We start from the raw sequence: 26,929 nt of genomic DNA on the forward strand, positions 1-26,929 counted from the left end.
GATGTACCGGCCCCTCACCCATGCTCGCCGGTTGGAGGGACCACCGATGGGGCAGCGTCACGCACTTGGAGATCATTTGTGGGACAGCCCTCAGAGGGCGGGAGCAGGATCCAGACCGGCCGCGAGAAGGGCTGGGGCGATCCGATGGATGGAGCGGGCGAGGCAGGAAGCGTCGCGCCGGTGGCGACGGGTGATGTGGACGGCGTAGGCGGCGATGGCCAGGGCGCCCAGGGCGATCAGTGTCCAGGCGAGCACTTCCATGTCCGGTCACCTCCGTGCGGTCGGCCGCCGGGGGTGCGTGCCCCGGGGCTGTCCTGGTCCCGCGGTGGAAGCGCGTTCGGCGGCCTCCAGGGCAGCGCCGTAGCCCCGGAGCCGAGCCCGGGGGAGGGCGTCGGCTCTCGCAGGGTGTGACCAGGCGGGCCGTATCGTAGGCCGGAGCCGCCGTGATCAGCGGGCGATCAGGATCGCCATCAGTGCCTGCGTGGCACGTCCCTGCCGTCGGCGTCTGTCTCAGCGGAAGGGCTTGTGGTCGTGCGGCTCGCGGTCCTTGGCCGGATCGTCGTGGTCATGCCCGCGCCCCTGCATGTCATCGCCACCGTGCATGCCGCGCATCATGAAGAACATCATCAGCGGGCAGGCGAGCATGATGAGAAGGAAGGCGAGGGTGCCCATGGGCACTCCGAGCGCCAGTGCGCCGACGAGGGCGATGGCGACCGCAATCGCGTACGGGCCGTAATTCCGGTTGTTCCTCATGGCTGGTCCTCCTCCTCGGGCGGGCGTCAGTGTTTGGTGAAGGGACCGGAGGAGCGCAGGGCAGCCAGGCGCCGCTGGTACTCCTCTTCGTCGATGTCGCCGCGGGCGAACCGCTCGGCGAGCAGCTGCTCTGGCGAGGGCCCGCCGTGCATGTGAGTGTGCTCGGGGGCACGGTTCAGGGCGCGGAAGAGCAGGACAGCGGCGGTAATGATCAGAGCCCAGAAAAGGATCATGCTGGCCGACATGGCGAACCAGCCCCATCCGCTGACGTCGTGGTCGTACCAGAACATCATCGCGAGTCACTTCCCCGGGCTCGGGGGCTGCGGGCACGGGGCCCGCCGTCCATCCGGCCTTCTCTGCCACTGCCACGGTCGCTCCCGCCCGGGTCCCGTGCCCAGGGTCGCCCGGTCCTGTTCATCGGGCCGTTCGGCTCCTACCTGACAGGGGTAGCCGAGAGCGATGCTGAGGGTGTCACCGGGCAGAGAGGAGTTCGCCATGGGCGTCGCCGATGCGGTCGTGGTGATCTCTGCGGTCGTGCTGATCGCCGGTCTGGGGTGGTTCTTCTTCGGGCCGCGCCGTGCCCGTACCGCGCGGCTGGAGGGCGGGGTGCAGCGGGTCGAGGTGACGGTCCGGGGCGGCTACAGCCCCGATGTCATCAAGGTCCGGCAGGGCATTCCGCTGGAGCTGGTCTTCGACCGGCAGGAGTCCGGAGAGTGCACCAACCGGGTGGTCTTCCCTGATCTGCGGGTGAGTGCCGGGCTGCCGGCGTATGCGCGAACCACCGTGCGGGTGCATCCGGCCGAGGCGGGCTCGTTCGGGTTCTCCTGCGGGATGAACATGATCCAGGGCACGCTGCTCGTCGAAACGGACAGTGGGAAAGGCCCTTCGGAGGGTCGCGAGGTCCGGGGCGCTGCTGCGTCCGGGGCGCCGGGCGGTGATGCCGCAGCGGCCGAGGCCGAGGCAGCAGAGGCCGCCGAGCGGCGCGCGGAGATCAATGACCTGACGCGCCGGGTGGCCCTCGGCGCGGTGCTGACGGCGCCGGTGCTCTTCGCCGTGATGGCGCATGAACTCTTCGGCGCCGACTGGGTGCCGGGCTGGATGCTCAACCACTGGTTCCAGCTGGCTCTGATCACGCCGGTGATGTTCTACACCGGGTGGCCGATCCACCGCATCGGCTGGCTGACCCTGCGCCACCGCGGCGCGGACATGAACTCCCTGATCACACTGGGTACTTCGGCTGCGTACGGCTACAGCCTGCTGGTCACGCTCGCACCGTCGCTGCTGCCCGAGGATGTGCGCGAGGTGTACTTCGAGGCGGTCGGAGTGATCCTCACCCTGATCCTGCTCGGACGTCTCCTTGAGGCGCGCGCCAAGGCCGGAACCGGCGAGGCAATCCGGGCGCTGCTGGGCCTTCAGGCCCGTACCGCCCGGGTCATACGGGACGGGACCGAGGCCGAAGTCCCCGTGGAGGACGTCGTCGTGGGCGACGAGATCGTGATCCGGCCCGGGGAAAAGATCCCCGTCGACGCCGTGGTGCTGTCCGGGTCCTCGGCGGTGGACGAGTCCATGGTCACCGGTGAACCGATGCCCGCCACCAAACGGGCGGACGACACGATCATCGGCGCCACCGTCAACACCACAGGTTCCTTGCGGGTACGCGCGAGCAAGGTCGGCGCCGACACGATGCTGGCCCAGATCATCCGCCTCGTGCAGCAGGCCCAGGCGTCCAAGGCGCCGATCCAGCGGCTGGCCGACGCGGTCTCCGCCTACTTCGTGCCCGCCGTCATCGCCATCGCCATCGCCACCTTCGCGCTCTGGTACACGGTCGGTCCGGCCCCGGCGCTCACACTCGCCCTGGTCTCCGCGGTCGCCGTGCTGATCATCGCCTGCCCCTGCGCACTGGGCCTTGCCACCCCGCTGTCCATCATGGTCGGCACCGGCAAGGGCGCCCAGGCGGGCATCCTCATCCGCTCCGCCGAAGCCCTGGAGACCGCCCACAAACTCGACACCGTCGTCCTGGACAAGACCGGCACCGTCACCGCGGGAAAGCCTGTCCTGACCGATGTTCACGCGGCTGACGGCTTCGACGCGTCCCAACTGCTGACACTGGTGGCGGCGGCCGAGGCCGACAGCGAGCACCCATTGGCAGGAGCAATCTTCACAGGAGCCCGGGAGCGGAAGCTCACCGTGCCCGCTGCCAGCAGCTTCGACTCGGTCACCGGCAAGGGCGTGCAGGCCACCGTCGACGGCCGCGCCGTGCTGGTCGGAACCGCCCGCCTGCTTTCGGAGGTGGGCATCGACGCCAGCGCCCTCGCCCCGGCCGCGGCCGAGCTGTCGGCGCAAGGCAAGACGCCCGTACTCGCCGCCGTCGATGGCCGGGCGGCCGGAGTGCTGGCCGTGGCCGACACTGTCAAGGACGACTCCGCCCAGGCCATCGCCGCCCTGCAAGGGCTCGGCATCGACGTGGTCATCCTCACCGGCGACAACACCCGCACCGCCGCCGCCATCGCGGGGCAGGTCGGCGTGGACCGGGTGCTGGCCGAGGTGCTCCCCGAGCACAAGGCCGACGAGATCCGCCGCCTGCAGGGCGAGGGCCGCACCGTGGGCATGGTCGGCGACGGCATCAACGACGCCCCCGCCCTCGCTGCCGCCGACGTTGGGCTCGCCATCGGGACCGGCACCGACGTGGCCATCGAAGCCGCCGACATCACCCTCATCTCCGGCTCCCTGACCGGCGTGGTCACCGCCATTCGGCTCTCCCGCGCCACCATGCGCAACATCCGGCAGAACCTCTTCTTCGCCCTGGTCTACAACGCCGTGGGAATCCCGCTCGCAGCCGGCGCTCTGTACCCGTGGCTCGGTCTGCGGCTCAGCCCGATCATCGCCGCTGCCGCAATGGCGCTGTCCTCCCTGTCCGTCGTCACCAACTCCGGCCGCCTGCGCCGCTGGCACACCGCCCCGCTGGCGACGGCCGAGCCGGCCCCCATAGAGCCCCGGGTCGAATCCGCCGCCGACCGGACCGAGCCCGAAGCCGCAGGCCATCACGAGCACAGCGACCACACCACGGTGGTGGACCCGGTGTGCGGCATGCGCCTTGACCCGGCAGCCGCCGCCGAGCGGCGCGACACCGCCACCGGCAGCCTCTACTTCTGCTCCCCGCATTGCGCAGCCGCCTACGACACCGCCCCGGACCATTACCGCGCACCGGCACCCGGCGGATCGCACGGAGATGAACCGCACTGACCACCGCGCCCAGTCAAGCGCCGCCGTTCCGCCTGCTCGACGACATCGGGACGACAGGTCTCGTCGCGGTCGGCGTGCTCGTCACTGCCGTGCACCTGGGGCGGTATGGCACTGCTGGCGAACTGGCGGTGGACGGGCTGGGCAGCCGGCATCGTCCTGGCGGTGGTCCTTGCGAAGGTCATCGTTCTCACTGGCCTGGGCCGCCTCGCCATCCGCCGCGGGCAGCCTCCAAGTCGGGCTGACTGTGGGGGTGGCTGGTTGTATTCCGGAGGGTGGTTTCGTTCACGGATCACGACGGCGATTGTTCTGCACTCTGGGAGGCGCACGCCCGGGCCGAGGTCGATGTTCACGAGAAACGGACAGCACCCGTCGACTGACTCCCCGCCCGGGCAGGGGGTGGCCCTCCTGGGCCTCGGTACCCGTAGTAGCCGTTGTTCGACTGGTCGGTATTCGGCCTGGTGACTGCTGCAGTTCCCGGCGGACAGGCAAGGCAGATCGGCCCTGTCGTCGGTCCCTGGGTATCGGTGGACCTTTCGCCTCGCCCGCGGCGCACGCACGTGGTGCGATGAAACAGGGGGTCGGGAAGGAGAGAGCGATGATCCCACCGGCAGGGGAGCGCAAGAGTGGCACGGGCCCTGTGTCGGTCCGCCCGCTGGGTGAGGCGGACCTGGATCGGGCCGACGAGATCTTCAGGGTCGCCTTCGGGACGTTCCTCGGGGCTCCCGAGCCGAAGACGTTCTTCGGGACCGCCGACTACGTCCGCAGTCGCTGGGCGGCCGATCCACAGGCGGCCTTCGCAGCGACGGTCGAGGGCGAAGTCGCCGGATCGAACTTCGCCGTCAACTGGGGCAGCGTCGGGTACTTCGGCCCGCTGACCGTGCGTCCGGACCTGTGGGACCAGGGCGTCGGCAGGCGCCTCATGGAGCCGGTCATGGACTGCTTCGACACCTGGGAGAACCGCCACCTGGGCCTGTTCACCTTCTCGCACAGTCCCAAGCACCTTGAGCTCTACCGCCGTTACGGTTTCTGGCCCCGATTCCTCACAGCCATCATGAAGAAGCAGGTGGCAGGCAGTGCCGCAGTCCCCGGCCGAGTGCTGTACGGCCAGCTGCCCGCCGCCGAGCAGCCCCACGCCCTGAGCCTTTGTCGCGCACTGACCGGGGCCGTGTACGAGGGCCTGAGCCTGGAACGCGAGATCGTGGCCACGCACGCGCAGGGACTCGGTGACACCATCCTGCTCCAGGGCGCCGGCTCAGAGCTCGATGGCCTGGCCGTCTGCCACTGCGGAGCCGGGTCGGAGGCCGGAGAAGACGTGTGCTTCGTCAAATTCGGCGCCGTACGCCCTGGCCCGGAGGCCGCCAACCGGTTCGAACGACTGCTCACCGCGTGCGAGCAGCTCGCCGCCGAGCGCGGCCTGGGGCAACTGGACGCTGGAATGAACCTGGCCCGCCAGGATGCCTACCGGCGAATGGTCGACCGCGGTTTCCGCACCTGGCTGCAGGGCGTGACCATGCACAGGCCCAACGAACCCGGCTACAGCCACCCCGACGCCTACGTGATCGACGACTGGCGCTGAGACCCCGCCACACTCGGCCCGCGAGGAAGACCCTGTGCTGCCCGAACCCGTGAACATTCCGCGTCGGCACCGACGGCCAGACACCTCCCCGACCACTGTCGAAGTGCTGTCCCTTCTCATGGACAGAGCCAGGAGGGGCCGCCTGGGGTGGCGCCGTCGGCGAGCAGGCCATGGAAGGCAAGGGCCGGTGGCTGCTTCGAAGGCTTCGCTGCAGTACCAACCGGACACCGACGGTGTCCTCACCCTTACCTCGCCTCATCGTGAGGTCGGAAATGGGCTCAGTGCCTGTAGAGATTTCCGCACGCCCTCAGCGAAGACCTCGACGTCGGGACAGGCTTGCGCGTCGGCGACCACGGTGATGTTGAACTGGCCAGCGTACGTGAGCGCCGCGATGCCCAGCGTGATGTTCGCGCTGATCGGCACCACCGGGAACACCTCGAGCAGTTGCGCCCCGGCAAGGTAGAGCTGCATCGGGGGGCCGAAGATGTTGGCGACGTACACGTTCGCCCACCGTTGACGGGCGAAGCGGCGCATCGTGGCCCGCTGGAGGAGGCGGTTGCGGGCAATTATGCCTTCGGGAGGACGAACGACATGCTTCTTCCGTTCGGCGCTCTCCGCGGCGATCAGCCACAGCCTCCGAACAGGATCGGGTTCACCGATCGGGAGCGGCACGAACATCATCCCGTCTTGGTTGCCGCGCGCCCGGCCGTGTTCCTCGTTGTGCAGCGAGACGGGCACAAAGGCCCGCAAGACCAGATCCTCAACGAGTTCTTCGCGGCCGCGCAGCAGATCCCGCAGGCCGCCGGCGATGGCTGACATCAGCACGTCGTTCAGTTTCGCATCGTATGTGTGAGCGATCTGCTTGGCGACGTCGAGGCTGCTGCGGATGACCGCCAGCTCGCGGCTCGGGCCGATCGGGAGGTTGAAGCTGGTACGCGGCGCTCGCTCCTTGATAAAGCCCTCGCGTACCGCCGGCCACGCCTCCCGCATCTGTTGCAGCGTGGTGACGGGCTGGAAGAGCTTCGACAGCGCAGACCGGGCCGCCTGTACGCGCAGACGCAGGTTGTCCTCGATCAGGTCGCGGCTGGAAGGCATTGACGCCGGCGTCCAGGGCGGCGCGAGCGTCGTCGGCACATCGGCGTCCAGATCGAGGAACGCACCCAGCAGAGCCACCCCCGCCGCGCCATCGGCGATGGTGTGGTGCATCTTGATGAACATGGCGACTCGGCCCCCGGACAGGCCCGGCAGGAACCACATCTCCCACAGCGGCCGTGACCGTTCCAGCCAGCGCCGACGCAATCGCTCAACAGTGACAAGAAGCTGCGCCTCATCGGCAGGAGCCGTGAGCGGCAGGACCCGGACGTGCTCGGCCAGATCAAAGGATCGATCATCGACCCACAGCGGCCAGCCCAGCCCCCGTCGAGGCGTATACAGCAGCTGACGGAACCGAGGGACCAGGGGCAGACGGCTTTGGATCACATGACGCACAGCCTCGATCCGGAAGCAACCGTCCGGATCGAGCAGCCTTGTGCCATCGAGAATGGCGAGGGCGCCGATGTCCTCGGGCCAGCCGAGTTCATCCGGCCACAGCAGCATGAGATCCTGCGCGGTCAACCGCTCCATGATTGTCACCCCGGGGCCCGGCTAGGCTGCCAGACGTTCGGAGGAGGGTGCCCTGGGTGGGATGAGCACTCCGCTGGATTTGTTCAATGATCCCACCCCGTTCATGAGGACCAAGAACTTGTCTCTCACTCGACCGTTACCCTGACCCGACTTGCAGTGGTAGGGGCCGAAAGCTGCCGTCAGGGCCACTTCCGCCTGCGGAACAGTGTCGAGAGCCACAACGGCTGCGCGAAGAACCCCCTCGCCAAAGCCATCGAAGCCGCTGGCTCCCGCCGCATCCGGGGCATCGCCGCCCAGACGGATCCTCCTTGTCCTCCAGCTCGCCCACGGCAACCGCCGGAAGATCAAAAACTGGGTCGAGACGCTCGCCCTCAACGGCCAGCGACCCCGCAGACCCACGCACCAAGGGGGCTGCTGCTGGGCTCGGTCGGTCTGGCCGTTGCGGCCAAGGCGCACTGCCCAGTCATCGTTGTGCGCGGCGACAGGGCGGCACTCAGGAGAACGCACGGGCGGATCCTCCTCGGCGTAGCTGACACAGCCGGGGGACAGGCGGCGGTCACGTTCGCCCTGCGCGAGGCCGAAACCCGCGGCTCCACCGTCCAGGCGGTCCGTGCCTGGCGTCGCCCAGCGCATGAGACGACGGACCATCCGATGCTCGCCGGCGATCCTGCCCGCTACCACAAGGAGCGGGCCGCGACGCTGCTGGACCAGGCGCTCGGAGAGTTCGTCCGTGACAACCCGGCAGTGCAAGTGCACCGGACCACGGTCGAGGGCCCGGCCCACAAGGTGCTGGTGCAGCGTTCGGCAGCCGCGGATCTGCTTGTTGTCGGCGCCCAGCGGCGCCAGGGCCACTTCGGCCTCCAGCTCGGCCGGGTGGCGCATGCCGTGCTGCACCACGCCGACTGCCCCGTGGCCGTCGTACCGCAGCCGGTGTGATCGCGTGCTGCCCTTGCCCCCGCTGCCCGTCACATGGTCGGCGCGCCGGAATGGTTGACCGCCGATCGGTTCGGTCAGGAGGGCACGACGGCCACAGGGCAGTTGGTTCGACACAGGAGTGAGTGAACGGCAGGAGCGAGCGCGCCCCCTCGCCGCCCCACCACCAGCAGATCCGTCCTGGCAGAGGCCCACTCCAGCGCCTGAGTCGCGGTGAAGAGGACGACGTCCTGGAGGACCGGAACCCGGGGGTACTTCTCACGCCACGGCCGCAGAGCATCGGACAGCAGTTGCACCTCCTGGTCTTCCTGCTCGCACCGGTCCCGCTCGGGCATCGGGAAAGGCATCCGCTCGGCGTCCCCGGAGGAGGGGGACCATGCGTGAACGGCGTGCAGGGGGCCGCCCAGCCTCTGGGCGGCCTCGAACGCGAAGGCGATCGAGGCGTCCGCCGCATCGCGCGCGTCGATTCCGACCGCGACCCGGTCGGTTGTTGCCTCCACGTCGGCCGGGAGGCCACCGGGCACGAGCACGACCGGGCGCGCGGACTGATCGGCGACGCTTTCGGCGGTGGAACCGAGGGGCAGTCCGGCGAAGCCGCCGGCCCCATGCGTTCCGAGCACGACGACGGACGCTTCCGTGCCCTCGGCGACCAGCGCCGGGACGGCCGGGCCGCTCAGCCATACGCCCTCGGCCCGCAGGTCCGGGTACCGGGCGGACAGCACCTGAAGAGACCGCTCGGGCAAGTGAGCGGGCCGGTATGGCCAGACGTCCACCAGGTCCTGTGCGGACAGCGGCGACACATGGACGACCCGCAGGCCCTGGGCACGCCGCAGCGCCTCCCGGGCCGCCCAGTCCGCAGCGATCGCACTGCGAGCGGACCCGTCGACGCCCACAACCACTCGCTGTTCCATGACGGTTCGCCTCTCGCCCGGCGGGGTGTGTCCTTGCCCACCACTTTGGTCCGCTTTCTCCCGGTCGGCATGGGCCGTACGGGTCCCAGCTCGGCGCCTCGCGGCCCCTCTGTCTGTCCGCAGCAGTGGAGGTGTGACGCTCGCCAAGCCTGCGGACTGAGGTCAGGCCAGCCGTCCCCAGGTGTGGACCGTGTGGCCCTGATCCCGCCGCTGCACGGGGCACCAGGATGGTGGCGAAGGAAACGGAGACAAGGGGCTCGGTCGGTGACACCCGTTGGGGAATCCGGTCCCGATCGCGCGCCAGAAAGCGGGAATCGTGAAGGAGACGCTTCCGCTGGGCCGGATAGCCGCTATACGCGTCGGGCTCCACTGGAGTGTGCTGGTCATCGTCGTCCTCGTCGCGCTGACTCTCGCACGAGGGCGGTTCCCCTCTGCGCACCCAGGTGAAGCGGCCTGGGTCTACTGGGCACTTGGGATCGTCACGGCGGTCGTCTTCCTTGTGTCGCTGCTGGCACATGAGCTCGCACACGCCGTTGTCGCGCGTCGCAACGGCGTCGAGGTCGAAGGCATCACGCTGTGGATGCTGGGCGGAGTCGCACGACTGCGCGGCGAGGCGAAGGACCCGGGTGCAGAACTGCGTATCGCCGGAGTGGGACCGCTGGTCAGCGCTGCGGCAGCGATTCTGTTCACAGGAGCCGCGGTCTGGCTGGAGATCCTGGCAGTGCCCGGGCTCGTGATCGAGGCCATCGCCTGGCTGGCCGCCATCAACTTCGTGCTGGCAGTGTTCAACGCCGTGCCCGCAGCACCGCTGGACGGCGGTCGAGTGCTGCGCGCGTTCCTGTGGTGGCGCAGCGGCGACCGGGTGCGCGCAGCGCTGAGCGCCGCGAACGCAGGGCGGGCGCTGGGCTGGTTCATGCTGTTCGTCGGCTTCACATCGGTCCTGGTCACCGGAGATCTCGGTGGCTTGTGGTCGGCCCTCATCGGCTGGTTCCTGATCGCCGCCGCGACGGCGGAGGGGCGGGAGGCACAGCTCCGGGGCGCGCTGGCCGGGGTGGCGGTGCGGCAGGTGATGACACCCGACCCCGTCACCGTCGCGGCCACGGACACGGTCGAACAGGTCTTGAGCACCATGCCGTTCGGCCGCTATCGCCATTCGACGTTTCCGGTGGTGTCGCCCGACGGTACGCCGGTCGGTCTGATGACGGTCGCAAGGATCAACCGCGTGCCTGCGGGGGCTCGCTCCGCCACCTCCTTGGCAGGCGTCATGTGCCCATTGACCGATGTGGCGACGGCGGAGCCCGGTGAGGCCGTCATTGACCTTCTGCCGCGCCTCGAGTCGAGTGCCGAGCGGCGCGCCCTGGTGCTGGACGACGGACACCTCGTCGGCATCGTCGCTCTGTCGGACATCACTCGCGCGGTCTCGTGGCTGGCGACAGCGAAACGTTCGGGGCCAGTCATAACTGACAAGCAAGGGAGGCACGGTGATGGATGACCAAGCCAGAGCCGGCGGCGGTGCGGCTCTGCGTTCCGGGGCGGGAGCACCCCAGGGACGTATCGATGTCACGCACGTGTCCGGTCAGTCGTACGCAGTGTTTGTGCGCGATCACGAACTGACCGTCGACCAGCCGGTCGACGCGGGAGGCTCCGACGAAGGGCCCACCCCCGTGGAGCTGTTCGTCTCCTCGCTCGCTTCGTGTGTCGCTTACTACGCAGGACGCTTTCTGGAGCGCCATCACCTGCCGTACGAGAGCCTGCGGGTGCGGGCGGAGTTCGACATGGCCGACGACCGCCCGGCGCGGGTTTCGGCCGTGCGCATGAGGATCGAACTGCCCGAAGAGATCGGCACGGTGAGGCGCAGGAGCCTGCTTGCTGTTGTCGATCACTGCACGGTGCACAACTCGCTGCGCGTCCCTCCCGAGATCAGCGTGGGTGTCGGATGATGCCGGCCGGACAACTGTCCAGGGTGGGGCGAGCGATCCCCCTGGCCTCACCGCCGTACTCGACAGGACAGGGCTAGGAACCGGCATGAAGCAATCGACGTAAGAGTGCCTGGTCGTGGGCGTGGACGGCTCTGACGCGTCGCTCACCGCGCTGCGCTGGTCGGCCACCCAGGCCAGGTTGTTGCGGACTCACATGGTTGCCGTGCACGTCTGGCTGCCGACGGGCACATACCGCGCACCTTACGCGTCTCCCGCCGAGCTGCCCTCGCCGGAGCAGGATCGCCGGCGTGCAGCTTAGACGCTCCACGGCACGTGTCCCGCCTTCTCGAACTGGACCCGGACGCACAGGTATGCACCCTGCTGGACCAGGGGTCGCCCGTCCCGGTACTGCTGCGCCACGTTGCCCGTCGAAGTGGCGGCCCTGACGAGTACTACGGGCCGTTCGGTGGCACTGATCGTTGCCATGGTGACGGAACCGATGAGGGAGCCCGGCACTCCCGTCAGCCGGAGCGAACCGATCACCAGCATTTCCGCCTTCGAAGCCTCGGCGGACAGGGAGGCCGCGGGCCGCCCGGACAGCCGGCTCGTGGTGATCTCCAGACCCGGATGGCGTTTTCGCAGTTCGTCGGAGGTGCGGCTCAGGAGGGTGTCGGCCCATCGACGCTGCTCATCCGGGCTGACCAGGCGGACTACCGCCGTCGTGGGCCAATCGTCCGCATGGACGAGGTGCAGGCGGTCTCGGCGCAACTCGGCCTCACGTGCCGCCCAACTGGCCGCGGCGATACTTTGCGGCGAGTCGTCCAGGCCCGCGGTGACGGTTCCAGTCGTGGTCGGGACCTCCTTCGGCCGGCCGGCACGGACCCGAACAGGCCCGCGTTGCCCACCCGATCGGTCCCTGCCAAGCGGGCTGCGGCCTGCGGGTCAAGGCTTGGCGGGTGGACCGGAGGCGTGCAGCGTGGCGAGGCGCCGGCGGTACTCCTCCTCGTCGATCTCGCCACGGGCGAACCGCTCGGCAAGCACCTGCTCCGGTGACGGCACGTTCGGGCTGTGGGTGTGCTCGGGAGTCTGGCCCAGGGCGCGGAAGAGCAGAACGGCAACGGTGATGATCAGCACCCAGAACAGGATCATGCTGGCCGACATCGCGAACCAGCCCCAGCCGCTGACGCCGTGGTCGAACCAGAACATCATCGTGATCACCTCCCCGGTCGCCCGGACTGCGGGTGCGGACCCGCTGTCCGGTTTGGCTGATGCGTCACTGCCATCGTCGCCGGACATTGGCCGGTGGGTGCAGAGTCCACTGGTCCCGGGCTGTTGGGCCGGTCAGCCCCTACCGGAGGCGGACAACGCGACGGGGCGACGGCGTGGTGAGGGCCGGTCGTCAACCGAGCGTCGCTCCCAGAACCAGGAAGACCGCGACCGCGGCCAACAGGATGCCCATCAGGGGTGCCATGAACCGCAGGTAGCGGTCGTAGCGGACCTTGGCGAGGGCCAGGCCGCCCATCACGACCGCGGAGGTCGGGGTGATCAGATTGACCCAGCCAGAAGCCGATTGGTAGGCGGTGACCACCAAGGCGCGGCTGACGCCGGCGAAGTCGGCGAGCGGGGCGAGGATGGGCATCGCCAGCGCCGCGTGGCCGGACGAGGAGGGCACGAGGAAGGCCAACGGTATGTTCACCAGGAACATCAGCACCGTGAAGATCCCCGAGGACGTTCCCGAGACGGCATTGTTGAGGCTGTCGAGGATGGTGTCGGTGACGCTGGCATTGTTCATGATCACGGTGACACCGCGGGCCAGCATGATGATGAGTGCTGCTCCGATGAAGTCTCCGGCGCCCGCGACGATCGCGTCTGCTGTTCCCTTCTCGCCCAGTCCGGCGATGAGGCCCACCACGACGGCTGCCACGATGAACAGGGCCGCCAGTTCGGGGAAGTACCAGCCAAGGGTCGGCAGGAACGTGACGTTCAGGTCCGCCCAGGGAATTACGGCGAAGATCATGAAAAGGAAGGTCGCCGCGAACACCGTCAGCACGATCCGCTGACGCAGTGTCAGTGGTGTGGTGGAGGAGCCCTGGGACCTGAGTTCGTCGTCCTCGGGCATCGGGGCGACAAGGGAGCGGGAGGGGTCCTTGTGCACGCGGTTGGCATAGCGCACCAGATAGGCCGCGGCCAGTGCTGTCAGGACGGCCCACATCAGCAGCCGCAGCACGATGCCGTCGCCAGTGCCGATGCCGGCGCTGTCGGAGGCCACGCCAGTGGCGAACGGGTTCACAGTGGAGGCGAGCGTGCCCACTCCGGCACCGACCATGATCACACTCGCGCCGGTCATCCTGTCGTAGCCGAGTTTGAGCATGAGCGGGATCATCAGCGCGTAGAAGCCCAGCGTTTCCTCGGCCATGCCGTAGGTGGTGCCGCCGAGCGAGAACAGTGCCAGGAGCACGACGAGCAGGAGTGACCTGTGCCCCTTGAGGCGTTCGGCGAGGTGTGCCACGCCGGAGGTGAGGGCGCCGGTGCGCAGGGTTACGGTGATGAAGGCGCCGACGGCCAGGACGAACAGGAACACTCCCGCAGCTCCGAAGAAATCGCCGCTGCCTCCCGGCGCGGTGAGTCCGGACTGCGTGTCGGTGACCCCGTAGAGGCCGTTGACGGGGGCGAGGAAAAGGTCCTTGAGTCGACTCCAGAACCCCGTGGCCAGCTCCACGGAGTGGTATGTGCCCGGGATCGGGCTGCCGTCCTTGGTGTCGTAGCGGCCGGCGGGGATGACGAAGGTCAGTGCCCAGACCACGAGGGTGACGGCCACCAGGACGGTGAAGGCCGATGGAAAGCGCAGCTTTCTCCTTCGCGCCGATGGGGCCGGGTCCGGGGTTGCCGAGGTGGCTTGTGTAGTGGTCATGTCTGGCTCCCTGGTGCGTCGTTGGTGTTCTGGGGGTATCGGCCGTTGGGCGTGACGACCGTGCCTGCTGAGCCGTCGAGGATGGCCTGTGCGTCGTTGAGAGATCCGATGGCTGCCATCCCGCCGGTGAGTTCCACGAAGCGGCAGGCCGCCTCGGCTTTTGGCCCCATGGATCCGGCCGGGAACGGTTCCGCGCGCAGCCCTGCCGGTGTGGTGCGACCGATGGGTTCCGCGTCCGGTGTGCCGTAGCGGCGCATGGCCTGAGGGACGTCCGTGAGCAGCAACAGCGCGTCGGCATCGAGTGCTTCGGCGAGCAGGGCGGCGGTGAGGTCCTTGTCGACGACCGCTTCCACACCCGTGAGCTGTCCGTGCTCGTCCCGGATCACGGGGACACCGCCGCCGCCTGCGCAGACGGCAACGGCGCCGGAGGTGAGCAAGAGACGGATCAGCCTGGTTTCCACGACGCGCTGCGGATCGGGCGACGGCACGACCCGGCGCCAGTGCGGTCCGTCGGCCCTGACGGTCCAGCCGCGCTCGGCGGCGAGACGCTCGGCTTCTTCGCGTTCGTAGACAGGGCCCACGAACTTGGCGGGGTTGGCGAAGGCGGGGTCCGCGGCAGAGACGAGGGTCTGGTTGAGCAGGGCGCAGACCTGGCGCCCGGGCAGGGCGTTCTGCAGGGACTGCAGCAGCCAGTAGCCGATCATTCCCTGTGTCTCGGCGCCCAGAACGTCGAAGGGGTAAGGGCTGGTGAGGGACCTGTCGGCGGCGCTCTGGAGGGCGAGCAGGCCGACTTGTGGGCCATTCCCGTGAGTGATCACCAATTCGTGCCGGTGGGCGAGAGGGGCCAGGGCGGCCACGGCCGCTTGAATGTTGGTGTGTTGGACGGCGGCGTCCGGCCGGTCTCCCCTGCGGAGCAGGGCGTTGCCGCCGAGTGCGATGACGACGCGCATGACTTCTCCTGTGTGTGCGGTTCCGAACGGGCGACCTGCGTCAGTCGCCGAGGGTGGCGACGAGAAGGGCCTTGATGGTGTGCATCCGGTTCTCGGCCTGGTCGAAGACGATGGAGTGGGCCGACTCGAAGACCTCGTCGGTGACTTCGAGGGCACTCATGCCGGTGTGGGACAGGATGTCCGCGCCCACGGTGGTCCCGCTGTCGTGGAAGGCCGGGAGGCAGTGCATGAACTTCACCCGCGGATTGCCCGTTGCCTTGAGCACGCGCGAGGTGACCTGGTATGGCTTGAGCAGGGCGATACGCTCGTCCCACATCTCCTTCGGCTCTCCCATGGAGACCCAGACATCGGTGTAGAGGAAGTCCACGCCGGCCACACCTTCGGCGAGGTCCTCGGTGAGGGTGATCCGTGCGCCGGTGGACTCGGCGATCCGCCGAGCCTCCTTGACCACCTCAGGGGCGTTGCGCAGGCTCGAGGGCCCGACCATGCGCACATCCATTCCGAGCATCGCGGCGGATGCCAGCAGTGAGTTGCCCACGTTGTTACGAGCATCGCCGAGGTAGGCGAAGGAGATCTCGTGCAGGGGTTTGTCCGTGTGCTCCCACATGGTCATAACATCGGCGAGCGACTGGGTGGGGTGCCACTCGTCGGTCAGGCCGTTCCACACCGGGACGCCGGAGTATTCGGCCAGTTCCTCGACATTGCTCTGGCTGCTGCCCCGGTACTCGATGCCGTCGAAGAGACAGCCAAGGACGCGGGCGGTGTCCTTGATGGACTCCTTGTGGCCGATCTGGGAGCCCGACGGCTCCAAGTAGGTGACGTGGGCGCCCTGTTGATGAGCGGCCACTTCGAAGGCGCAGCGGGTGCGGGTGGACGTCTTCTCGAAGATCAGGGCGATGTTCTTACCCAGCAGGCGCTGCTGCTCGGTGCCCGCGTACCGGGCGGCCTTGAGACGGGCGGACAGGTCCAGAAGGTAGTGGAACTCGGCCGGAGTGAGATCGAGTTCCTTCAGCAGTGAGCGGTGACGCAGGTTGACGGGCATGGCGGGGCTCTCCTTGAGCGCGTGGTGCGGGGGTGGGAAGCCGGATCGGCGGGAGCGCGGGCGGTCGGTCTCAGACGGCGTCGCGTTCTACGGGGCAGCTCATGCAGCGTGGTCCGCCGCGGCCCCGGCCCAGCTCGCTGCCCCGGATGGTGATGACCTCGATGCCGTTGCGGCGCAGGTGGGTGTTGGTGGTGACGTTGCGCTCGTAGGCGAGTACGACGCCGGGTTCGACGGCCAGGACGTTGCAGCCGTCGTCCCACTGCTCCCGCTCGGCGGAGTGCACGTCTTGGGTGGGCGTGAGCACGGTGATGGCATCCAGGTCCAGAGCGTCGGCGATCGCGTGATGCATGTGCTCCGGCGCGTGGTCGGTGATCCTCAGGCTCTGGCCGTCGGGACCGGGTTCGATGGTGCAGGACCGCAGCATGCCCAGCCCCGCGTACTTGGTGAAGGTGTCACCGCTGACCATGGTCATCACGGTGTCGAGGTGCATGAAGCTGCGGGACTTGGGCAGGTCGACCGCCACGACGCGGCGGGCCGAACCGGCGGCGAACATCCGCAGGGCGAGTGCTTCGACGGCCTGGGGAGTGGTGCGCTCGCTCATGCCGACGAGGACCGCGCCGTTGCCGATGACCAGGACGTCACCGCCCTCGATGGTGGACGGGTACGCCGACTGCCCGTCGGCCCAACGACGGAACTCCTGCTTCTCGAACAGGGGATGGTGCCGATAGATGGCCTCGAAGTGGACGGTCTCCCGGCGCCGCGCCCGCTTCTTCATTGGGTTCACACTCACCCCGTCGTAGATCCAGCACGAGGTGTCGCGGGTGAACAGGTGGTTGGGCAAGGGCGCGAGGACGAAGTCGTGGGGCGCCATGGCGTGCAGGCGCACACTGGGGACGGCGCCGAGGCGGCCCAGCAGTTCGCGCTGGGTGATGCCGCCCACGAGGTAGGCGGTCAGCTCGGCCGGTTCGAGGGAGTCGAAGAAGGCTCGTATGCGGTCCGTGGCGAGCGGGCCGTATTCCCGGTCGTCGAAGACCCGGTCGTGGATGAGCGTCCGGGCGGCGGGGTGTGCGAGCGTCTCGGTGAGCAGGTCGGAGAAGAGGTGCACGCCCACGCCGCGGTCGCGCAGGGCGTCGGCGAAGGCGTCGTGCTCCTCCCTCGCCCGCTTGACCCACAGCACGTCGTCGAAGAGCAACGCGTCCTTGTTCGTGGGTGTCAGGCGCTTCAGCTCCAGGTCGGGCCGGTGCAGGATCACCTGCTTGAGCCGCCCGGTCTCGGACTCGACGCGAAAGGACATGGGGACTCCTGGGAAGGGGAAATGAGGGACGCGATCGATCTCCGAAGCCGGGCGCACGGCCGCTGCGGCCTCACCGGCTGTCCTCGCCGGTGACTGATGGTGCGTCGGGGAGATCAACTGAACCCTGTCACCCGACCCGCCCCACGGCCGGGCTGCGAAGGTCCCCTTCCGCCGGCCGCCCGGTACCGGAGGCCGTGGCCTGATCGGGACGTTGGAGGGGGCCCGTTCGGCCCTGGCATACGCATCGCTGCGCCGGGGCTACGAGCGGTGGCGTGTGCGTCGTCGCCCTCGTCGGCCCATGGCGATGGCTGAACGGCGGCCCATGCGGACAACAAGGTCACCCTGACGGTCCGTTGCGGGTCGATGGGCTCGGCGGGAGGGGCCGTCGGCCCTGGCAGGCCGGGCGGTGCGCGCGGCAGCCTGAGGTCGATCAAGATCCCGCCGCGTAGGCGCGTGAACCACGGGCGCCACCGCGTTGTGAGTTCACCCCGCGGTGCCTCGAGCGCCGCCGACGATGGATCAGACACGGGCCCGGCGTCGCAGTTGCTGCGCCGCACCTGGGGGCTCTGAGATGAGGGACGCTCGGCCCCGTTTCCGTCGTGCTGATCGCCCTCGCGGCGGCCGGCGCAGGGGCGACGTGGGGCCTGGGCACGCTTGCCGTTCGTCAGCCGGAACCGCTGGCTGAGCTGACGACTCGGTCCCGATCGGGGCGCCACGCCACAACGCGGTGGCGCCCCGATTTCGTGCTGCGGCGCGCGGGATTGTCGGCCTGGACAGCTCTCCCGAGAGGCGAGTGGTCCTCGTACGAGCCGGTGTGGGAGGACAAAGACCTGCCGGGCGCCGCCGGGCTGCACGCGGCCGTTCCCCTCGGCGATGACATTCACCGGTGCCGTGCACCGGGCGAGCGCCGGCGCCCTGGCCGGTGTGGCTGAACGGCTGCCACCAGCGCGGTGGTCACTGCGCCTCCCGGCCTCATTCAGCGGGGGTGCCCGGTCGGCCGTAGTAGGCCGTGCGCATGATCTGTTGCATGTCGTCGAGGACAGGCATGCGGGGGTTGGCAGGAGCGCACTGGTCCTCGTAGGCGTTCAGGGCTTGGTGGGGCAGGGCGTCCAGGAAGGTCTGTTCGTCGACGCCGAGGGTCTGGAAGGACGGCTCGATGCCCACGGCGTCGCGAAGGTGTTCCACGGCGGTGGCGAGGGATTCGACGCCTTCGGCCGGGGAACCGGCGGGAAGTCCGAGGGTGCGGGCGATGTCCTGGAAGCGTTCCGGGGCGCGGTACTGCTCGTACTTGGGCCAGCCCGTGAGCTTGGCCGGGACGGTGCCGTTGTAGCGGATGGCGTGCGGCAGGAGGACGGCATTGGTACGGCCGTGAGCCAGGTGGAACGTGGCGCCGAGGGTGTGGGACATGGCGTGCACGATGCCGAGGAAGGCGTTGCCGAAGGCCATGCCGGCGATGGTGCCCGCGTTGTGCATCTTCTCCCGCGCGTCGGGCCGGTCGGCCCGGTCGTTCACGGCAGCTTCGAGGTTGTCGAAGATGAGCCCAATGGCGTGCAGGGCGGGGCCGTCGGTGAAGTCGTTGGCGTAGACCGACACGTACGCCTCGATGGCGTGGGTGAGGGCGTCGAAGCCGCTGTCGGCGGCCAACGCCGGGGGCAGTTCGGCGGTGAGCAGCGGGTCGATGATGGCCACGCTGGGGGTCAGCGCGTAGTCGGCCAGTGGATACTTCTTGCCGGTCGCGGGGTCGGAGATGACGGCGAACGGGGTGACTTCGGCGCCGGTGCCGGAGGTGGTGGGAATGCACACGAGGCGGGCACGCTCGCCGAGGACAGGGAAGCGGAAGGCTCGCTTGCGGATGTCGGAGAACTTCTGCCGCATGTCGGCGAAGTCGATGTCCGGCTGCTCGTACAGCAGCCACATCACCTTGGCCGCGTCCATGGGTGAGCCGCCGCCGAGAGCGATGATGGTGTCCGGGCGGAATTCGCGCATCAGGCGGGCGCCGCGCTGTACGGAGTCGATGCTCGGCTCGGGCTCGACGTTGTCGATGACCTGCACGGTCACCGGTTCGCGGCGGCGCTGCAACACGCGGCTGACGCGGTCGACGAAGCCGAGCCGGGTCATGGTCGCGTCGGTGACCACGGTGACCCGGTGGACATCCGGCATGGACGCCAGATAGCGGATGGCCTGCGGCTCGAAGTAGATCTTCGGCGGGACCTTGAACCACTGCAGGTTGTTGTGGCGGGTGCTGACGCGCTTGATGTTCAGCAGGTTCGCGGCGGAGACGTTGTTGGAGACCGAGGTGCTGCCCCAGGAACCGCAGCCGAGGGTCAGCGAGGGCAGCAGGCTGTTGTAGATGCCGCCTATGGCGCCTTGGGAGGAAGGGGCGTTGACGATGATCCGTACCGTCTTCATGCGCCGGCCGTACTCCTCGGCGAGCGCGGCGTCCGCGGTGTGGATGACCGCGCTGTGTCCCTGCCCGTGGAAGGACACCATGTCGGCGGCCAGGTCGAAGCCCTGCTGCTGTGAGCCGGCGCGCAGCACCGTGAGCACCGGGCAGAGCTTCTCGCGGGTCAGCGGCTCCTCCGGGCCGACCCGGTCGGCCTCGACGAGGATGATCGAGGTGTCGACGGGCACGGTGAAGCCCGCCTGCTCAGCGATCCACGCCGGGCTCTGGCCGACGGCCGCAGGGTTGACCTTGGGCTCGCAGCCGCTGCCCGTGACACCGGTGGGGAAGAGGTACGCCTCCAGCTTCGCCTTCTCCTCGGCGTCGGCCAGGTGGGCGTGCAGGGTACGGAACTCGGCCAGGGCCGCGTCGTAGATCTCGGTGTCCAGGATGACGGCCTGCTCGGAGGCGCAGATCATGCCGTTGTCGAACGACTTGGACAGGACGAGGTCGTTGACGGCCCGGCGCAGCTTGGCGCTCTTGTGGACGTAGGCGGGGACATTGCCCGCACCGACGCCGAGTGCGGGCTTTCCGGCCGAATAGGCGGCCTTGACCATGGCGTTGCCGCCGGTGGCAAGGATCAGAGAGACGCCCGGGTGGTGCATCAGGACGTTGGTCGCCTCGATGGACGGAGACTCGATCCACTGCACACAGTGCTCCGGCGCGCCTGCGGCGATGGCCGCGTCCCGTATGACGCGGGCCGCCTGCGAGCTGCAGCGCTGGGCGGAGGGGTGGAAGGCGAAGACGACCGGGTTGCGGGTCTTCAGCGCCATGAGCGCCTTGAAGATCGTCGTTGAGGTCGGGTTGGTGACCGGGGTGACCGCGCAGAGCACGCCGACCGGTTCGGCCATCTCGATGATGCCGTCGATGTCGTCGCGTGCGACGACGCCGACGGTCTGCATCCGCGCCATGCTGTGGGTGACGTGTTCGCACGCGAACATGTTCTTGGCGGCCTTGTCCTCGAAGACGCCGCGGCCGGTTTCCTCGACCGCGATCCGGGCCAGTTCTGTGTGCCGGTCCAAGGCTGCGACCGATGCCTTCTTGACGATGTGGTCGACCTGCTCCTGGGTGAGGTCCTCGTAGTCGGCGAGCGCCTTGAGCCCGTGTGTGACCAACTGGTCGACAGCGATGGCAGTGTCTGACGGCGCACTGCCGGGGGCAGCGGTCGGGATTCGATCGTCCTGTCGGGTCATGGGGATGTGCCTCCGTCGTCGCATGCCACGGCCTGAAGGCCGAAGGCGTCCGGGTGGGAGCGGCACCGCGGGGGATCGGCACCGCTCCCGCCACCACCGTCTCTCGGGCGGGTCCGGCGACCCAGGTACCGATGGTCCCCGGTGAGCGGAGACCGGCCCCGGCCCGGCGCGGACAGTCAGGTCCGGCTGCGGGCGTGCACCAGGCGCAGGGGCGGCGAGCGGAGCTGCGCCTCGCGGGCGGCCCAGTCGGCGGCCAGGCGGCCTCCGGCCCTGCCCATCACTCGGCGGGCTGCTGAACGCCCTGCATCGCGAGGGGCGTTGGGTCGGCGGTTGTGGCGCGCACGGCTTCGGGATGCTGGGCCGAGTGTCCCTGGCCCGGCCCCGTACGGCCCATGCCCAACCCTGTCCCGCGTCCGCAGTCTGGCATCGCACACCGGATACCGATCGGGAGGACAGCGGACATGAGCGTGGGCGTAGGCATCAACGGCTTCGGCCGCATCGGGCGCAACTACCTGCGTTGCGTGCTGGAGCGCGCGGAGACCGGGACCGGCACGCCGATCGATGTGGTGGCCGTCAACGACATCACATCGCCGGCAGCGCTGGCCCACCTGCTGGAGTACGACTCGACATACGGCCGGCTGCGCCGCACGGTCGAGCACGACGACACGTCCCTCACCGTGGACGGACACCGCATCGCGGTGACCGCCGAGCGCGATCCCGCCGCCCTGACCTGGGGTGCACTCGGTGTGGACGTGGTCATCGAGTCGACCGGTCGCTTCCGCACCCGCGAGGACGCCGGACTGCACCTGCGAGCGGGCGCGCGCAAGGTGCTGTTGTCCGTCCCGGGGAAGGGCGTCGACGCCACCGTCGTCATGGGTGTCAACGAGGGTGCCTACGACCCGGAGCAGAACCACGTGATCTCCAACGCTTCGTGCACGACCAACTGCGTGGCGCCGATGGCGAAGGTGCTGGACGAGTACTTCGGTATCGCCAAGGGTCTGATGACCACCATCCACGGCTACACCAACGACCAGGTGGTGCTGGACGGCCCGCACAAGGACCCGCGCCGGGGTCGCACCGCCGCGGTGAACATCATCCCGACCAGCACCGGAGCGGCCCGGGCGGTCGGCCTCGTACTACCGGAGCTGGCGGGCAGGCTGGACGGTATCGCCGTACGCGTACCGGTCGAGGACGGCTCGCTGACCGATCTGACCGTGGTCCTCGACCGGCCCGTGACCGCGGACGAGGTCAACACCGCCTTCCGCGAGGCCGCCGACGGGCCGCTGAAGGGAATACTGCGGGTGTCCGACGCCCCGATCGTGTCCCGCGATGTCGTCGGTGACCCGGCCTCGTGCGTCCTGGACGCCCCGCTGACCCAGGCGCACGGCGACCTGGTGAAGGTCTTCGGCTGGTACGACAACGAATGGGGCTACACCAACCGGCTCCTCGACCTCACCGAGTACGTGGCAGCCCGGCTCCCGCAGAGGTGAAAGCAGCACCAGTGCGCGGCGCGTGGCCGCCGGCCCCGACATGGAAACGGGCCGGCTGCTACTCGCTTCCGCCCGGTACCAGTCGGCCTGCCCGCACCTTGGCAGAGGGCCGTTGAGCCTGGTCCGCATCGAGCGTCTCTGGTCCGCCCGGACCCGGCCGAGGGACCACCGGCCCCTCACGGCACCGCGCCGGAGCGGTCAGGATCGCAAGACGGGACGCCTGTCCCAGCCGGTCCAGGAGGTGGACATCATGGACTCCGCGACTCTCGACGCGTCGACCTTGGAAGCCTGTATTTCGGCCGCGGTCGCGGCGCCGTCGATCTACAACACCCAGCCTTGGCGCTTCCGCCTGGATCCCGACACGGTCACGTTCCAGGTACGTGCCGCTCCGGAACGGGGCCTGCGCCAGATGGATCCCACGGGCCGCGCCCTGCACCTCTCGGTGGGTGCGTCAGTTTTCAACCTCCGTGTCGCGGTGGCTCACTTCGGCTGGTCACCCGTCACGCGCCTGCTGCCCAGCCCGGGGGACTCCGGGCTGCTGGCCACCGTCCGCCTGACCGGGGCCGCCTCCCGCCGGCCGACAGGACATCGGGCCGACCTGTACGCGGCGATCTGGCGCAGGCACAGCAGCCGGTTCCCCTTCTCCGGGAAGCCGCTTCCGTCGCACGTACGCAACGAACTCGCCGAAGCCGCCCGGGTGGATGGGGGTCTGCTCAGCTTCCCGTCGGCCGACGAAACGGCTCGTGTACTCGCACTTGCGCATGAGGCCGAACACCGCAACAGGAACGACCCCGACCGCGGTGCGGAGAGCCGTCGGTGGGTACAGCGGGACGGGCACGAGCCCGCAGATCTCGGGCTCCCGCAGACGGCACTCAGCCCGCAGGACGCACACGAGCGGCTCGCCATGCGTGACTTCACCGCACAGCGGCATCCGGAGCGGCTCCTTGCCCAGCCCTTCGAGCCCGACCCGGTCATCGCGATGCTGACCACCGAACATGATCGCCGCAGCGACTGGTTGCGGGCAGGGCAGGCCCTGGAACACGTTCTGCTGGTCGCGACGGCCCAGGGCCTGCGCGCGTCTCTGCTGCATCAGCCGATGGAATGGCCCGACCTGCGGCGGTCGCTGAGCCCGATGCCTGGTCACAACGGGCACGCCCAGATGCTGGTCCGCCTGGGATACGGCCCGGCAGGCCCGGCCACCCCGCGACGTGCCGTGAACAGGGTGTTCGACATCGGGCTGCCGCAGTGCGGATGAGTGGCGGCCGGCCGCATTCGGCGCCCCTGCCGTGACCAGGGCCGAACGTCCCTACGCCAACGGGCCGGACGGCGCGCGGACGGGCTCCCGCCGGCCCTGCCCCGTGCCTGGGTGGGCGGCCACCATCGTGAGTGGAGCCGCTTGCGGGACGTCCGCGGGCAGCGTCGTGAACGAATGCGGAGGCAGTGATGACTGTGGCAACCCGCGCAGACGTGGAAGCGCCCGCCGCGGCCTGGCACCGCTTTGCCGGACAGCGCTGGCGCGACGAGATCGAAGTACGCGATTTCATCCAGGCCAACTACACGCCCTACGAGGGCGATTCGGGGTTTCTGGCCGGCCCGACCGAGCGCACTCGCTCGGTCTGGGACAAGGTCAGCGCCCTGTTCCCGGAGGAGCGCCGACGCGGGATCCTCGACGTGGACGCCGCCACCCCGTCCACCATCACCTCGCACCGGCCGGGTTTCATCGACCGGGAGCGTGAGCTGATCGTCGGGCTGCAGACCGATGCCCCGCTGAAGCGGGCAATCATGCCGAATGGCGGGCTGCGCATGGTGGAGAACGGGCTGCGCGCGTACGGGTATGAGCCCGACCCGTTCGTGACGAGGGTCTTCGGCTCCTACCGCAAGACCCACAACGACGGTGTCTTCGATGCGTACACGCCTGAGATGCGCGCCGCCCGCAAGGCCGGCATCATTACCGGCCTTCCCGACTCCTACGGCCGCGGCCGGATCATCGGCGACTACCGTCGGGTCGCGCTGTACGGCACCGCCCGCCTGATCGAGGCCAAGCGCGCCGAGCGACGCCTGCTGGATGCCGAGCCCTCCAGCCCGGACGTCATCCGTGACCGTGAGGAGCTGGCGGAACAGCTCCGGGCGCTGGGCGAGTTGACGGACATGGCCGCCTCCTACGGGTGCGACGTCACCCGCCCCGCCGGCACCGCCCGCGAGGCCGTGCAATGGCTGTATCTCGGCTTCCTCGCCGCGGTGAAGGAACAGAACGGCGCCGCGATGTCGCTTGGCCGCACCTCCACCTTCCTGGACGTCTACTTCCAGCGGGACCTGGACGAGGGCGCGATCGACGAGACCCGCGCCCAAGAACTGATCGACGACTTCGTGATCAAACTGCGGATCGTACGGTTCCTGCGCACCCCGGAGTACGACGCGCTGTTCTCCGGCGATCCCACCTGGGTGACCGAGTCCATCGGCGGCATCGGCGAGGACGGCCGCCCGCTGGTCACCCGCACCTCGTTCCGCTTCCTGCAGACCCTGTACAACCTCGGCCCGGCCCCGGAGCCCAACCTCACTGTGCTGTGGTCGCCCCAACTGCCCAAGGATTTCAAGCGGTTCTGCGCCCAGGTCTCCATCGACACGAGCTCGATCCAGTACGAGTCCGACGATCTGGTGCGCCCGTACACCGGCGACGACACCGCGATCGCCTGCTGCGTCTCGGCGATGGCGGTCGGCAAGCAGATGCAGTTCTTCGGCGCCCGCGTCAATCTCGCCAAGGCCCTGCTGTACGCGATCAACGGCGGCCGGGACGAGATGACCGGCGAGCAGACGGCGCCCGAAACGCCTCCGCTCAGCAGCGAGTATCTCGAGTACGAGGAGCTGGCAGCCGCGTATGACAATACGCTGGACTGGCTCGCCGCCACCTACGTGAACGCACTCGACGTCATCCACTACATGCACGACAAGTACGCCTACGAACGCATCGAGATGGCGCTGCACGACCACCCGGCCCATCGCTACATGGCCTGCGGCATCGCAGGACTCTCGGTCGCCGCCGACAGCCTGTCCGCGGTCAAGCACGCCCGCGTCAAGGTGATCCGCGACGACACCGGGCTGGCCGTGGACTACGAGGTCGAGGGTGATTACCCGGCCTACGGCAACAACGACGAGCGGGCCGACGCCATCGCCGTCGGCCTGGTCCGGAGCTTCATGGAGAAGGTGCGCCGCCACCCGACGTATCGCAATGCGGAGCACACGCAGTCGGTGCTGACCATCACGTCCAACGTGGTGTACGGCAAGCACACCGGCAACACCCCCGACGGGCGTCGCGCCGGCCGGCCGTTCGCCCCCGGCGCCAATCCGATGAACGGCCGGGACCTCCACGGCGTCGCCGCGTCCGCGCTCTCCGTCGCCAAGCTCCCCTACGAGCAGGCCCGCGACGGCATCTCGCTGACCACGACGATCACCCCCGAGGGCCTGGGCCACGACCCGGCCGAGCGCGCCGGCAACCTCGTCGGCATCCTCGACGGTTATATGACGGCGGGCGGCTTCCACATGAACGTCAACGTCCTGGACCGGGCGACGCTGCGGGACGCCATGGAGCACCCGGAGAAGTACCCGAACCTGACCATCCGGGTCTCCGGATACGCCGTCAACTTCGTCCGCCTGACCCGCGAGCAGCAGCTCGACGTCCTCAACCGCACCTTCCACGGATCACTGTGAACACCGGCCGTGTCCACTCCTGGGACCTGTCCACCGGCGTGGACGGTCCGGGGACCCGGTTCGTGCTCTTCGTCAGCGGCTGCCCACTGCGCTGTCTGTACTGCGCCAACCCGGACACCTGGCACCTGCGCGACGGGAAGCCGACCACCGTCGACGAGGTGATGGCAGAGATCGACAAGTACCGCGCCTTCGTCACCACCGCCGGCGGAGGGGTGACGATCACCGGCGGCGAGCCGCTCCTCCAGTCGGCCTTCACCGCCGAGATCTTCCACCGCTGCAAGGAAGCCGGTCTGCACACCGCCCTGGACACGTCCGGCTTCCTCGGCGCCCGTGCCGACGACGCGCTGCTCGCCGACGCCGACCTGGTGCTCCTCGACATCAAGTCCTTCGACATCGGCACCTACCGGAAGCTGACCGGCGGCGAACTCGCTCCCACCCTCAGCTTCGCCACCCGCCTGGACCGGCTCGGCGTCCCGGTGTGGATCCGCTATGTCCTGGTCCCGGGCTGGACCGACGACGAGACCGCCGTCGACGCACTCGGCGCCTTTCTGGCAGGGCTGCGCAATGTCGAACGGGTCGAGGTCCTGCCGTTCCACAAGCTCGGCACCCACAAGTACGACGCCCTCGGGATCCCTGTCCCGCTGCGCGACACTCCCGTGCCCGACCTTGCACTGACCGAGCGAGTGCGCGAGCAGTTCCGGGAGCACGGTCTGCGTTCGTTCTGACCAACCGTGCATCACCGAGCACAGAGGGGCGCCCCGTCCGGCGCCCCTGTTGTCCCGCCCAAGCCCAACCAGCGAGTGAGGAAAGGCCGTTCGGCCCCATCTCTGTGGCCTCCTGGTCCCAGGACGTGGGCCGACGCACCGCGGGAAATTGGAACCACGTTCCTGGTGCCGCCCGGCAGTGGTGCGGCTGCGCCACCCCTACCCCACTCGGAGGAAGTACC

At 69.0% G+C, this 26,929-nt stretch carries 20 protein-coding genes and 2 pseudogenes; 10 read left to right on the plus strand and 12 right to left on the minus strand.

All coding sequences use genetic code 11. The features are described from left to right. Nucleotides 1–90 precede the first annotated feature (90 nt). The 3 genes from OHA61_RS36170 to OHA61_RS36180 all read right to left on the minus strand — a co-directional run bounded on the left by OHA61_RS36170 (nucleotide 91) and on the right by OHA61_RS36180 (nucleotide 1,046). Nucleotides 91–261, minus strand: a complete 171-nt coding sequence (locus OHA61_RS36170; RefSeq protein ID WP_406306591.1) for a hypothetical protein — start codon at nucleotides 259–261, stop codon at nucleotides 91–93. Between the two features lie 249 nt (nucleotides 262–510). Then, a complete protein-coding gene (locus tag OHA61_RS36175; protein WP_406306592.1) occupies nucleotides 511–753 on the minus strand; it encodes a DUF2933 domain-containing protein in 243 nt (80 codons plus the stop codon). A 26-nt stretch (nucleotides 754–779) separates the two neighbouring features. Continuing rightward, the gene (locus OHA61_RS36180; protein ID WP_406306593.1) at nucleotides 780–1,046 is read right to left on the minus strand and encodes an SHOCT domain-containing protein; all 267 of its coding nucleotides are present in this window, start codon (nucleotides 1,044–1,046) and stop codon (nucleotides 780–782) included. A gap of 202 nt (nucleotides 1,047–1,248) precedes the next feature. On the opposite strand from OHA61_RS36180, the gene OHA61_RS36185 reads away from it, so the two are divergent. Next, nucleotides 1,249–3,996 carry a heavy metal translocating P-type ATPase gene (locus OHA61_RS36185; RefSeq protein ID WP_406306594.1) on the plus strand — a complete coding sequence of 916 codons (2,748 nt, stop codon included), beginning with the start codon at nucleotides 1,249–1,251 and terminating at the stop codon, nucleotides 3,994–3,996. Between the two features lie 595 nt (nucleotides 3,997–4,591). Then, a complete protein-coding gene (locus OHA61_RS36190) occupies nucleotides 4,592–5,572 on the plus strand; it encodes a GNAT family N-acetyltransferase (RefSeq protein WP_406306595.1) in 981 nt (326 codons plus the stop codon). A 255-nt stretch (nucleotides 5,573–5,827) separates the two neighbouring features. Here the strand turns inward: OHA61_RS36190 and OHA61_RS36195 are convergent, their stop codons facing one another. Next, the gene (locus OHA61_RS36195; RefSeq protein WP_406306596.1) at nucleotides 5,828–7,195 is read right to left on the minus strand and encodes a wax ester/triacylglycerol synthase family O-acyltransferase; all 1,368 of its coding nucleotides are present in this window, start codon (nucleotides 7,193–7,195) and stop codon (nucleotides 5,828–5,830) included. Nucleotides 7,196–7,600: 405 nt separating this feature from the next. Between OHA61_RS36195 and OHA61_RS36200 the strand changes: the two are divergent. Beyond that, nucleotides 7,601–8,131, plus strand: a pseudogene (locus tag OHA61_RS36200) (universal stress protein); the annotation flags it as partial. A gap of 74 nt (nucleotides 8,132–8,205) precedes the next feature. On the opposite strand, the gene OHA61_RS36205 reads toward OHA61_RS36200, so the two are convergent. After that, nucleotides 8,206–9,039: a universal stress protein gene (locus OHA61_RS36205; RefSeq protein ID WP_406306597.1), complete on the minus strand. Its 834-nt coding sequence runs from the start codon at nucleotides 9,037–9,039 to the stop codon at nucleotides 8,206–8,208. A gap of 316 nt (nucleotides 9,040–9,355) precedes the next feature. On the opposite strand from OHA61_RS36205, the gene OHA61_RS36210 reads away from it, so the two are divergent. The 3 genes from OHA61_RS36210 (at nucleotide 9,356) to OHA61_RS36220 (ending at nucleotide 11,277) form a co-directional block, all read left to right on the plus strand. Then, complete coding sequence (locus tag OHA61_RS36210) at nucleotides 9,356–10,531, plus strand: site-2 protease family protein (RefSeq protein WP_406306598.1); 1,176 nt, start codon at nucleotides 9,356–9,358, stop codon at nucleotides 10,529–10,531. Then, nucleotides 10,524–10,979, plus strand: coding sequence for an OsmC family protein (locus OHA61_RS36215; RefSeq protein ID WP_406306599.1), 456 nt, complete (start codon nucleotides 10,524–10,526; stop codon nucleotides 10,977–10,979). The genes OHA61_RS36210 and OHA61_RS36215 overlap by 8 nt, the downstream gene beginning before the upstream one ends. A gap of 121 nt (nucleotides 10,980–11,100) precedes the next feature. After that, nucleotides 11,101–11,277: a universal stress protein gene (locus OHA61_RS36220; protein WP_406306600.1), complete on the plus strand. Its 177-nt coding sequence runs from the start codon at nucleotides 11,101–11,103 to the stop codon at nucleotides 11,275–11,277. Here OHA61_RS36220 and OHA61_RS36225 read toward each other — a convergent pair. From OHA61_RS36225 to adhE, 7 genes and pseudogenes are all read right to left on the minus strand, one after another. Next, nucleotides 11,274–11,786: pseudogene (locus OHA61_RS36225) on the minus strand (universal stress protein); the annotation flags it as partial. The gene OHA61_RS36220 and the pseudogene OHA61_RS36225 overlap by 4 nt on opposite strands. A 114-nt stretch (nucleotides 11,787–11,900) precedes the next feature. Further along, nucleotides 11,901–12,167, minus strand: coding sequence for an SHOCT domain-containing protein (locus OHA61_RS36230; RefSeq protein WP_406307592.1), 267 nt, complete (start codon nucleotides 12,165–12,167; stop codon nucleotides 11,901–11,903). Nucleotides 12,168–12,357: 190 nt separating this feature from the next. Then, nucleotides 12,358–13,869, minus strand: coding sequence for a YfcC family protein (locus OHA61_RS36235; protein WP_406306601.1), 1,512 nt, complete (start codon nucleotides 13,867–13,869; stop codon nucleotides 12,358–12,360). Continuing rightward, on the minus strand, nucleotides 13,866–14,819 hold the full coding sequence (locus tag OHA61_RS36240; protein WP_406306602.1) for a carbamate kinase: 954 nt from the start codon (nucleotides 14,817–14,819) through the stop codon (nucleotides 13,866–13,868). The genes OHA61_RS36235 and OHA61_RS36240 overlap by 4 nt, the downstream gene beginning before the upstream one ends. A gap of 40 nt (nucleotides 14,820–14,859) precedes the next feature. Then, nucleotides 14,860–15,861 carry an ornithine carbamoyltransferase gene (argF, locus tag OHA61_RS36245; protein WP_406306603.1) on the minus strand — a complete coding sequence of 334 codons (1,002 nt, stop codon included), beginning with the start codon at nucleotides 15,859–15,861 and terminating at the stop codon, nucleotides 14,860–14,862. Between the two features lie 70 nt (nucleotides 15,862–15,931). Further along, a complete protein-coding gene (locus tag OHA61_RS36250; protein WP_406306604.1) occupies nucleotides 15,932–17,155 on the minus strand; it encodes an arginine deiminase in 1,224 nt (407 codons plus the stop codon). Between the two features lie 972 nt (nucleotides 17,156–18,127). Then, complete coding sequence (adhE, locus tag OHA61_RS36255) at nucleotides 18,128–20,788, minus strand: bifunctional acetaldehyde-CoA/alcohol dehydrogenase (RefSeq protein ID WP_406306605.1); 2,661 nt, start codon at nucleotides 20,786–20,788, stop codon at nucleotides 18,128–18,130. Nucleotides 20,789–21,249: 461 nt separating this feature from the next. On the opposite strand from adhE, the gene gap reads away from it, so the two are divergent. The 4 genes from gap (at nucleotide 21,250) to pflA (ending at nucleotide 26,708) form a co-directional block, all read left to right on the plus strand. Beyond that, on the plus strand, nucleotides 21,250–22,278 hold the full coding sequence (gap, locus tag OHA61_RS36260; RefSeq protein WP_406306606.1) for a type I glyceraldehyde-3-phosphate dehydrogenase: 1,029 nt from the start codon (nucleotides 21,250–21,252) through the stop codon (nucleotides 22,276–22,278). A 250-nt stretch (nucleotides 22,279–22,528) separates the two neighbouring features. Beyond that, a complete protein-coding gene (locus tag OHA61_RS36265) occupies nucleotides 22,529–23,533 on the plus strand; it encodes an Acg family FMN-binding oxidoreductase (protein WP_406306607.1) in 1,005 nt (334 codons plus the stop codon). A gap of 188 nt (nucleotides 23,534–23,721) precedes the next feature. Further along, a complete protein-coding gene (gene pflB, locus OHA61_RS36270) occupies nucleotides 23,722–25,983 on the plus strand; it encodes a formate C-acetyltransferase (protein ID WP_406306608.1) in 2,262 nt (753 codons plus the stop codon). After that, a complete protein-coding gene (pflA, locus tag OHA61_RS36275) occupies nucleotides 25,974–26,708 on the plus strand; it encodes a pyruvate formate-lyase-activating protein (RefSeq protein WP_406307593.1) in 735 nt (244 codons plus the stop codon). The genes pflB and pflA overlap by 10 nt, the downstream gene beginning before the upstream one ends. Nucleotides 26,709–26,929: the final 221 nt, after the last annotated feature.

The organism is Streptomyces sp. NBC_00885, assembly GCF_045207475.1.
Lineage (GTDB): Bacteria > Actinomycetota > Actinomycetes > Streptomycetales > Streptomycetaceae > Streptomyces.

What these genes read in the sequence shown, in the direction of transcription:
- gap (WP_406306606.1), top strand. Translation starts at nt 21,250, where the DNA reads ATGAGCGTGGGCGTAGGCATCAACGGCTTCGGCCGCATCGGGCGCAAC.
- OHA61_RS36185 (WP_406306594.1), top strand. Translation starts at nt 1,249, where the DNA reads ATGGGCGTCGCCGATGCGGTCGTGGTGATCTCTGCGGTCGTGCTGATC.
- OHA61_RS36205 (WP_406306597.1), bottom strand. Translation starts at nt 9,039, where the DNA reads ATGGAACAGCGAGTGGTTGTGGGCGTCGACGGGTCCGCTCGCAGTGCG.
- OHA61_RS36265 (WP_406306607.1), top strand. Translation starts at nt 22,529, where the DNA reads ATGGACTCCGCGACTCTCGACGCGTCGACCTTGGAAGCCTGTATTTCG.
- OHA61_RS36235 (WP_406306601.1), bottom strand. Translation starts at nt 13,869, where the DNA reads ATGACCACTACACAAGCCACCTCGGCAACCCCGGACCCGGCCCCATCG.
- OHA61_RS36195 (WP_406306596.1), bottom strand. Translation starts at nt 7,195, where the DNA reads ATGGAGCGGTTGACCGCGCAGGATCTCATGCTGCTGTGGCCGGATGAA.
- OHA61_RS36250 (WP_406306604.1), bottom strand. Translation starts at nt 17,155, where the DNA reads ATGTCCTTTCGCGTCGAGTCCGAGACCGGGCGGCTCAAGCAGGTGATC.
- OHA61_RS36190 (WP_406306595.1), top strand. Translation starts at nt 4,592, where the DNA reads ATGATCCCACCGGCAGGGGAGCGCAAGAGTGGCACGGGCCCTGTGTCG.
- OHA61_RS36230 (WP_406307592.1), bottom strand. Translation starts at nt 12,167, where the DNA reads ATGATGTTCTGGTTCGACCACGGCGTCAGCGGCTGGGGCTGGTTCGCG.
- OHA61_RS36180 (WP_406306593.1), bottom strand. Translation starts at nt 1,046, where the DNA reads ATGATGTTCTGGTACGACCACGACGTCAGCGGATGGGGCTGGTTCGCC.
- pflB (WP_406306608.1), top strand. Translation starts at nt 23,722, where the DNA reads ATGACTGTGGCAACCCGCGCAGACGTGGAAGCGCCCGCCGCGGCCTGG.
- OHA61_RS36215 (WP_406306599.1), top strand. Translation starts at nt 10,524, where the DNA reads ATGGATGACCAAGCCAGAGCCGGCGGCGGTGCGGCTCTGCGTTCCGGG.
- adhE (WP_406306605.1), bottom strand. Translation starts at nt 20,788, where the DNA reads ATGACCCGACAGGACGATCGAATCCCGACCGCTGCCCCCGGCAGTGCG.
- OHA61_RS36175 (WP_406306592.1), bottom strand. Translation starts at nt 753, where the DNA reads ATGAGGAACAACCGGAATTACGGCCCGTACGCGATTGCGGTCGCCATC.
- OHA61_RS36240 (WP_406306602.1), bottom strand. Translation starts at nt 14,819, where the DNA reads ATGCGCGTCGTCATCGCACTCGGCGGCAACGCCCTGCTCCGCAGGGGA.
- OHA61_RS36170 (WP_406306591.1), bottom strand. Translation starts at nt 261, where the DNA reads ATGGAAGTGCTCGCCTGGACACTGATCGCCCTGGGCGCCCTGGCCATC.
- argF (WP_406306603.1), bottom strand. Translation starts at nt 15,861, where the DNA reads ATGCCCGTCAACCTGCGTCACCGCTCACTGCTGAAGGAACTCGATCTC.